Consider the following 9522-nt stretch of genomic DNA (forward strand, 5'->3'; position numbering starts at 1 on the left):
GAGGACGCCGTTCGGAACGCCGTCTCCCTTGGAGGAGACACAGACACCCTTGCCGCAATAACCGGATCCATCGCCGGACCCTTTTACGGTATCCCCGATGACATCCGAAATACTGCCCTGACCTACCTGGACGACTACCTCCGCGCCATGTACGAGGAATGGGAGACTTTCATCGGGAAGGGCACTGGCCCTTCAGGAAGTTGATAAAAGAGTTCTAGCCGAAATCAGGGTAAAATTTTGAAGTTACTGTGTTCTTTGGATTCTGTGAAAAATAGACTTCCCTTCCTTATCGATCAGGGAGACACGCACATGGGCCAAAAGATCAGAATATTTCTGGTTTTTTTCTGAAAACAGTTTGACAAACATATCCTGAGTAAATATATTAGAGTATATTATATTTAGGTAATTTTACACTGTAATTCCATAAATACATTCGACACTGATTTACAGATCCTCTTCCCAAAGTCAGACTAAAGGGACGAGGACCCGAAAAAATAATATTGAAAGGAAGCGCAGGAATGCCCAAGCTTGAACACATCGAAGCCATAGAAAAGAGGCTCTGGAGCGCGGCAGACACCCTGCGGGCGAACTCCAACTACGCCGGCAACGAATATTTCCTTCCCGTGATGGGCCTTGTTTTTCTGCGCCATGCCTACAGCCGGTTTCTTTCAGTCAAGGACGGCATCGAGGCGGGGCTCCCGAAAAGAGGTGGCAGATCCCGGCCTTTGACGAAAGAAGACTTCTCCCAGAAAAGCTCCATCTTCCTGCGCCCTCAGGCTCAGTTCGACACCCTCGTATCCCTCCCGGACAGCGCCGACAGGGCCAGGGCCATCATTGACGCCATGGAATCCATAGAGGCCGACTATGAGAGTCTTCGGGGCATCCTGCCCAAAAACGAATACCAGGAACTGGACAACGCCGTCCTCGGCCAGCTTCTTCGTACGCTCAACCCGGAAGAACTCAAGCGGGTCTCCGGCGATGTTTTCGGACGCATCTACGAATACTTCCTGACCCAGTTCGCCGACCAGAAAGCCCACGACGGCGGGGAATTCTTCACCCCCGTCTCGCTGGTCTCCCTGATCGCCAATGTTATTGAACCGGGCGGCGGCATTGTGCTGGACCCCGCCTGCGGTTCCGGAGGCATGTTCGTCCAGAGTGCGAGGGTGGTGGAGCGGCGTCACGAAAATCCCACCGAAAAACTTACCTTTTTCGGCCTGGAGAAGAACGCTACAACCATCCGTCTTGCCAAGATGAACCTCGCCGTTCATGGCCTCGAAGGGGACATGAAGAAAGCCATCACTTACTACGAGGACCCCCATGAACTGCTCCGCAAAGCAGATTTTGTCATGGCCAATCCCCCCTTCAACGTGGACGAGATCGACGCCGACAAGGTGAAAAACGATCCCCGCCTGCCCTTCGGGCTGCCCGGTGTCAACAGGAAGGGCAAGGTATCCAACGGCAACTATGTCTGGATCAGCTACTTCTACAGCTATCTGAACGAACGGGGCAGGGCGGGGTTCGTTATGTCCTCCCAGGCCTCCAGCGCCGGGCGGGATGAAGCCGCTGTCCGCCGGAAACTGGTGGAAACCGGTGATGTGGACATCATGATCGCCATCCGCTCGAATTTCTTCTACACCCGCACCGTGCCCTGCGAGCTCTGGTTCCTCAACCGTGGCAAGCCTGAAGCCCACCGGGACAAGGTTCTGATGATCGACGCCCGGAATGTCTACCGCAAGGTCACCCGGAAAATTTACGACTTTTCGCCGGAACAGGAGCAGAATCTCCTGGCCATCGTCCGGCTCTACCGGGGAGAGACCGAACGCTACCTCGACCTCGTTGCGGAGTACTGCCGCCGCATGCTGGCAGAAGGAGCATCCTGCTTCTCGGCTCCTGAGGAAAACGGCGGGACGGTACAGCCGCTGCCGGATTTCGCCGCATCCATCGAAGGGCTTCGCAGCGCGGCGGAACCCTTCATTAGCACACTGCCCGGCGACGCCCCCCACGTAGAAGCCCTTCGGGAACTGGACCCCGCCCTCCTCACATTCACCGGGGACGCGGCGGCATTCCGGAAAACTATCGCCGAAGACCAGGCGGCAGGGAAACACCAGACAACGGGCAACGGGGAACTGAAGAAAGCCGTGGACCGTCTTGCCTCTATGGCGGGAACCAGCCGTGATCTAGTCAAACAGACGGACCTGCTCTTCAAGCTCGCCTGCCGCCTGGTCGAAACCTGCGAAAACGGGTGCGGCGCCCGGGAAAGCGATGTTTGGGCGGCCCGCGCTGTCGCCCGTTCCCGCAGGGACGCCGACGAAGCCCGGTCTTTGGCCGTTGAGCAGCTCAAACAGGTACGCTACTTCTGGAAACAGGCCCGCTGGCTGACCGAACGCTTCCCCGACGCGAAACTCCGTGACGTGGAAGGTCTGGTCAAGCTGGCGGACCGGGCCGAAATCGAAGCCAACGACTGGAGCCTCACCCCTGGCCGCTACGTCGGCGTGGCCCCCGAGGAAGAGGACGAGAACTTCGATTTCGAAGAAGCCCTCAGGGAAATCCATGTCGAACTGGAAGACCTGAACGCCGAGGCCGTGAAACTGGCCGCCGCGATAAAGAAGAACTTCGAGGAGCTGGGAATATGACCGATGCCGGACTGCTTGCGGCCCCCGAAGGCAAGACCCTTGAATTCAAGCAGGACCTCTCTTCCCCCAGAAACCTTCTCCGGACGCTGGCAGCCTTTGCCAATACGGCGGGCGGCAGGGTGATCATAGGGGTGAAGGACAAAACCCGGGAAGTGCTGGGGATAGACCAGCCGCTGGACGAAGAGGAGCGGCTCTGCAGCCTGATTGCCGACTCCATCAGCCCCAGGCTGGTGCCCAGTGTGGAAATGATCACCGTGGACGGTAAAACCCTGCTTGTGATAGAGGTGTTCCTGAGCAATTCCCGCCCCCACTATCTCCGCTCCGAGGGGCCGGAAAACGGAGTGTACGTCCGCCTTGGCTCCACCAACCGCAAGGCCGACCGGGAACTCGTCGCCGAACTGCGCCGCTCGGCCGAAGGCGTCTCCTTTGACGAAACGCCCCTTCCCGGGCTGACCCTTGAAGCTCTTGACACGGAGGCACTCAAGAAGGCCTTTGAAGGCATCCGGCCCATAGACGAGCAGAACCTCCTGACCCTGAGGCTGGCTGTCAGGGAGCAGGGCAGGATCGTCCCCTCGCGGGGCGGCATGCTGCTTTTCGGCCGGAACCGCACGGAGCATTTCCCCGACTGCTGGGCGCAGTGCGGCCGCTTTTTGGGGCTGGACAAAGCCCGGATCTTCGACCATATCGAACTGGAAGAACCACTGCCGGAACTTGTGGATTCCATTCTGCTCTTTCTCAAAAAACACGCCATGCGGGGAGCCGATTTTTCGGACATCCGGCGCCGGGACGTGTGGAGTATCCCCCTGGAACCCCTGCGGGAAGCGGTAATCAATGCCCTCGTCCACGCAGACTGGTCCCAGAGGGGCGGCCCTGTGCGGGTTGCCTTTTTCGACGACCGCATCGAGATAGAAAATCCGGGCATACTGCCGCCGGGAATGACCGTGGAAGACATGCGCCGCGGCGTATCGAAAATACGCAACCCCGTCATCGCCCGGGTGTTCCGGGAACTGAGGCTGATAGAGCAGTGGGGGTCGGGCGTTCCCCGGATCTTTCGGGAGACTGCGGCCGCCGGTTTTCCCGAGCCGTACATTACGGAGCTTGGCTTGCGCCTCCGTTTTGTGTTTCCTCTGAAAGAAACCGTGCGGATACAGGACGGCACGAAACCTGAGCAGAAGGCACAAGTCGAAACAAAGTCACGGCTAGAGTCACGGCTAGAGTCACGGCTAGAGTCACGGCTAGAGTCACGGCTGGCAAGCAGAATCATTCTTTTGCTTCGGGACAATGCCGCAGGAAAGGCGGAACTGGCCCGTTTGCTCGGGCATGCAACCGTTTCGGGTGAACTGCATAAACAGATCAGACGGCTTCTCGGCCTTGACTGGATAGAAATGACCATCCCCGATAAACCGAAAAGCCGTATGCAGAAGTACCGTCTAACCGAAAAAGGTAAAGCGGCGCTGGAGGAAGAAAAATGAGGCTTGGAGAGGACAAGTTTAGGACCATTGGGATAGATTTCTCCTCTTGCCTATTTTTCCCCACTTTCTTCTTCATTGGCGAAAAGGAAAATTTGAAGGAGTATTGTAAATGAGCTGGCCATTGATACCAGTGTGTGACCTTTGTGAGCTTGCAGTTGACTGCGTTAATAAAACAGCTCCGACAGTAGAGTATGAAACAGAGTTCAAGATGATTCGAACCACTAATGTTAAAGGTGGTTTTATAGATCTTAACGAGGTTCGATACGTAACCGAAGATGTTTTCAAAAAATGGACCAGACGATCAAAACCACGATATGGAGACGTTGTTCTCACAAGAGAAGCTCCCGTTGGTGAAGTGGGAAGATTCACATCTGAGGATGAAAAAGTATTTCTAGGTCAGAGGCTTTTCCACTATCGACCCAATCCTCAAAAGCTCGATTGGAACTTCTTGGCATACGTTCTGCAATCACCACAGGTTCAGGGGAAATTCAAGGGTATGGGCTTCGGCGCGACTGTTGATCACGTGCGAGTTGGCGATGCCGAAAAACTTCCAATACCCTATCCGCCTCTTAGTATTCAACAGAGGATAGGTAGCGTACTCTCCGCCTACGATGACCTGATCGAGAACAACCGGCGGCGGATTCAACTGCTGGAACAGGCGGCGCGGCTGCTCTACAAAGAATGGTTCGTCCACCTCCGCTTCCCCGGCCACGAACACACCAAAATCGTTGACGGCGTGCCGGAGGGGTGGGAAAAGAAATACGCTCCCGAAGTTATCGCTTTTAATCCGATAGAAAAAGTCAAAAAGGGAACTTCGATAAAGTATATTCCGATGTCGGGGCTCTCTACTACAAATATGACTATTGATTTATGTGACTCAGAAATTCGAACTACATCAACATCAGTCCGCTTTAGAAACGGAGATGTACTTTTCGCACGAATTACACCCTGTCTGGAAAACGGGAAAACCGGTTTCGTAAATTTCCTGGCTGCAGATGAGATTGCCTGCGGATCAACCGAATTTCTTATTCTTCGCGGTCGCTTTGTAAGTCCTTTTTTCACCTATTGCCTCGCAAGAACACACGAATTCCGGGAATCAGCCATAAAAAGTATGACTGGTTCATCGGGGAGGCAGAGAGTTCAACCTGGGTGTTTTGATGAATTTGTTATTGCACTACCGAAGACAATTCTCCTTCAACAGTTTGATGAATATGTCTCTCCACTTTTCACGCAGATTGGCTTGCTTGTTCGAGAATCTAACCAACTTTCCAAAGCCCGCGATCTCCTCCTGCCCAAACTGATGAGCGGGGAGGTGTCGGTTTGAAACTGAAAGAGATATCAATAAAAAACTTTCGAGGTATTCGTTCTCTTCATCTACCCCTCGATGACCTGACGGTGCTTATTGGCGAGAACAATACTGGCAAGTCATCCGTATTGGAAGCTATCCAGCTTGTGCTGACGCGCGGTTTCGGCGTACGACGCGGTGGCCAGTTCACCGAATACGACTTCCATTTGAAAGATGCAATCGTCACGCCGCAGACAGCCGAGCCAATCGTAATCACCCTACATTTCGCCGAGGAACAGGAGGGCGAATGGTCTGATGCCGTTGTCCAGCAGATGAGTGAAGTGATTCAGTTGGATATGAAAAATGGATTGAATCATATCTGGTTGCAAGCCAAGGGCGCTTTCCAGATGGAATCGGCATCGTTTGAAACCAAAAAGACCTTTCTCAATTCCAATGGAGCGGAATTGTTTCTCAAGAACGCGACGCCACTCAATTTGATTTCTCGGTTCGTGCCCCTATTCTTCCTTTCGGCGCTACGAGACGTCTCCCGGGAATTCGGGCAGCATGGACAGTTCTGGAACGGTTTTCTAAAATCAATCCAGCTGCCCGACGAGCAACGGGAAAAGATCGAGGAAATGCTCCGGGAGGTCAATACATCGGTCATCAGTGCGAATGCTGGTTTGACTGAGGTCACGAAAAAGATAGCCGATGCCGGACGGCTTGTCCCGCTTGATTCCGCCGATCCCGTGGCGTTGGAGGCGATCCCAACCCGAGTCTTCGACATGGTTGGAAAAGTCCAGGTGCATCTGAAATCTAGTTGTGGCGCTAAACTTCCTCTGCACCGTCATGGCGAAGGGACCCAGAGCCTTGCCGTGCTTATGCTCTTTCAGGCCTTCGCAGTTGCCAACCTTTCCGAAGCCTATGCCCCGGAATCCGAGCCAATCCTGGCGTTGGAAGAACCCGAGGCGCACCTTCACCCTTCTGCGATTCGTTCCCTTGGCCCTTTTCTGGAAGCGATGTCCGGACAGATTCTTGTTTCGAGCCATTCCGGTGATCTTATCTCAGGGGTTCCGCTCATGGCGTTGCGCAGACTGTACAAACAAAATGGGGATACGAAAATTGGCCAAGTGAAGAGCGGGATTTTCACGGACCGGGAACTTCAAGCTATCGACTATAGTATACGCCTCGCAAGGGGGCATTATCTGTTTTCCCGATGTTGGCTTCTGGTGGAAGGCGAATCGGATTTCCACCTCATGCTGTTGCTTTTTGAATTGATGGGGCACTTGCAAGATCAAGTCAGCTTCTCTGTTTTGGAAATAAGCCAGATCATCGACAAGGGCGAACCACTTATAAAATTAGCCAAGGCACTTGGCATTCAGTGGTTTTTGATGGTAGACGGAGATCATGCGGGAAACGATTATTTGAACCGCGCAAACAATCACCTTGCGACAGACGAAAGCCTTTCGGATCGTGCTCTGGCATTAACTCATGCCGATATCGAACATGAGTTCTGGCATAATGGTTATGACGGTTTTATCCAAAATATGGTGAGCAATACACGCAAGAGCCAGATTGAGGCTGAGGCTGCGGACGACGAGGTTAACAAAAGAAAACTGCTGATTAAAGCGGCCATCAAGCAATCGGGCGGAAAACCGTCCTTCGCACAAGCCTTAGTGAATGAGATTCGGCAACGTGGTGGAGTTGATTCCATCCCACAAACAATCAGGGACATTATTACCCGTGTTGTTCAACTGGCCGGAGGTTAAAAAACATGATCGATTTATCATCACTGAACGAAAACCAGCGTGAGGCGGTGTTATGGGACAATGGTCCTCTTCTCGTTTTGGCCGGTCCCGGTTCAGGTAAGACACGGGTGTTGACTTGCCGGATCGCTAGAATTTTGGAACAATCCGCCGGGCAGCACTTCCGGATTCTGGCGCTGACTTTCACCAACAAGGCTGCTGCTGAGATGCGCAGCAGGGTTGAGGCACTGGTTCCCGGCGAACTTGGCCGGGTCCGGCTCACCACCTTTCATTCATACGCTGCCGAACTACTCCAGCAGCATGGCAACCATCTCAACTTCCGCCCCGATTTTCAGATTCTCTCGAACGATGCAGACCGGGAAGCACTACTGGATGATGTTCTCGGCCGGATTCACAAGGATTTGGCATATTCCTTGCCCGGCCATTTCAAGGCCGCCCAGCTCCTTCCGGCGGTCACCCAGCTTCTGGAGCAATGTGTTCCTCCTGATCGAGCGGAAATTCTGCTCCAACAAGAGAACGTGGAAAACGCCATTCCTTTGGCCCGTGTCTACACTGCCTATCGGGAAGCGCTGCGCGAAACAAACGCTCTTGATTTTCCAAGCCTGATCGCCGAGTCGCTTGACCTCCTTACCCAATATCCCTTCCTGGCGAAGCATATCCGCAAGGTTTACAAGCATATACTTCTTGATGAATTCCAGGACACCAACCATACCCAATACAAGATTCTTTCGCTTATCGCTCAGCCAGACCCTACCACGCTCTTTGTTGTGGCCGATGACGATCAGATAATCTACCAGTGGAACGGCGCAAGCCCCAAAAGGATTCAGGCGTTGAGGGACGATTTTGGTGTCTCCGAGCTGCAACTTCCGGAAAGCTACCGCTGTCCGCCCTTGGTCATTAAGTTGGCCAACGCACTTATTGCAAAAAATCTCAACCGATCTGCGGGGAAAAAACCGTTGAAGGCGGTCAAACAGGGTGAAAGTAGTGATGTGGTACGGGTGTATCAATTTAGCAACGTAGATAAGGAAGCCGAATGGATTGCTCAAGACATATCACAGAGAAATACTAAAGAGAGAAAAAAATGTGCCGTTCTCGCCAGGACCAAAAAGCTTCTGGACTTAGCTGGACAAAAACTTGAGGAGGTCGGGGTTCCAGTCTATTTTGCTGCCCGCAAAGATGAATTCAAAAGCGCTCCCTTGAGGATGTTGCATGCCATTCTTCGCTTAGTTAACTCAACGGAAGACAAGCATTCACTCGCAAGGCTATCCAAGGCGTTTTACGAACTGGAAGGCATCAGCATCGAATTGGCCCCCGTACTTTCCCGCGCATCTGCCGACGGGAAGGACTTGTTACGTTCTTGGCTTGCTGAGGTTAAGCGCAGCGAATTTTTGGAAAAAGAAACTCGGCTGTTGGTTGAATCCGACATCAAGCCGCTTTTGACTTCGTTGAATTACCTAGACTTCGCAGACAAATTGCTGAAATGGGCCGAAGCCTGTCAGAAATCATCGCGGCCGGATGAAAACGCTTTCAATGAGTTCGAAGAGGAGCGTGAAGTCTGGAATATACTTTTAACCGAAATAACCAAAAAATTCGAAGGGGAGGATGTGAGCCTGCATCAATTACTACATGAACTCGACCTCACATCTAAAACACCACCTAAACCGCCAGAAGCTGTTCCCTGCTTTACCATACATGCCTCGAAGGGAATGGAATTCGGAAACGTATATCTAATGGGCCTAGTTGAGGATCAACTTCCCAGTTGGGCCGCCGTCAAGAAAGGCGATAATTCCCTTGAAATGCAGGAAGAGCGCCGGAACTGCTTTGTTGCCATCACTCGTGCCCAGGAAAGCCTCACTCTGACTTTCTCAACCCAGGTTTTGGGGTGGACAAAGCAGCCTTCTCGTTTCCTTGGCGAAATGGGAATTGAGCTATAGACGAGGATGGTTGCTCTGTGATGGCCCTTCCCAAATACACCGAATCCACCCTCGTCCAGCAGACCACAGCCGAATACATGGAGCATGTACTCGGCTGGGACTCGGTGTATGCCTACAATGCTGAGGATTTCGGTCCCGATAGCCTTTTGGGCCGTAGCTCCGACCGGGAGGTCGTGCTGTCCCGCACCCTGAGGAAAAAACTCGAGGATTTGAACCCCGGCCTGCCTCCCGAAGCCTACGAAGACGCCGTCCGCCGGATTGTCTCGGTCTCCGCGTCCCAGACGCTGCTCGCAACCAACCGCGAGAAGTACGACCTGATCAAGGACGGGGTGCAGGTTTCCTTCCGCAGCGCAAAGGGCGAGCGGGTGCGGCAGCGCCTGAGAGTAGTGGATTTCGATCACCCGGAAAACAATCATTTCCTCTGCGTGCGGGAAC

At 53.3% G+C, this 9522-nt stretch carries 7 protein-coding genes; all 7 read left to right on the forward strand.

Annotation, left to right across the window (positions count from 1 at the left end; genetic code table 11):
* A partial coding sequence (locus GX147_01065) for an ADP-ribosylglycohydrolase (protein ID NLN59300.1) occupies positions 1–204 on the forward strand: 204 nt, incomplete at its 5' end.
* 314 nt (positions 205–518) lie between these two features.
* Positions 519–2633, forward strand: coding sequence for an N-6 DNA methylase (locus GX147_01070; GenBank protein NLN59301.1), 2115 nt, complete (start codon positions 519–521; stop codon positions 2631–2633).
* Positions 2630–4105 (forward strand): AAA family ATPase, encoded by a 1476-nt coding sequence (locus GX147_01075; GenBank protein NLN59302.1) that lies wholly within the window; start codon positions 2630–2632, stop codon positions 4103–4105. Before GX147_01070 ends, GX147_01075 begins: the two co-directional genes overlap by 4 nt.
* A 109-nt stretch (positions 4106–4214) precedes the next feature.
* Positions 4215–5429 carry a restriction endonuclease subunit S gene (locus tag GX147_01080; protein NLN59303.1) on the forward strand — a complete coding sequence of 405 codons (1215 nt, stop codon included), beginning with the start codon at positions 4215–4217 and terminating at the stop codon, positions 5427–5429.
* Complete coding sequence (locus GX147_01085) at positions 5426–7156, forward strand: DUF2813 domain-containing protein (GenBank protein NLN59304.1); 1731 nt, start codon at positions 5426–5428, stop codon at positions 7154–7156. Before GX147_01080 ends, GX147_01085 begins: the two co-directional genes overlap by 4 nt.
* A 5-nt stretch (positions 7157–7161) precedes the next feature.
* Positions 7162–9087, forward strand: a complete 1926-nt coding sequence (locus tag GX147_01090; GenBank protein NLN59305.1) for an ATP-dependent helicase — start codon at positions 7162–7164, stop codon at positions 9085–9087.
* A 20-nt stretch (positions 9088–9107) separates the two neighbouring features.
* Positions 9108–9522, forward strand: a 415-nt coding sequence (locus GX147_01095) for a type I restriction endonuclease subunit R (protein ID NLN59306.1), incomplete at its 3' end; no start/stop codon positions are given.

This window comes from Deltaproteobacteria bacterium (genome assembly GCA_012522415.1).
Taxonomy (GTDB): Bacteria; Desulfobacterota; Syntrophia; order Syntrophales; family JAAYKM01; genus JAAYKM01.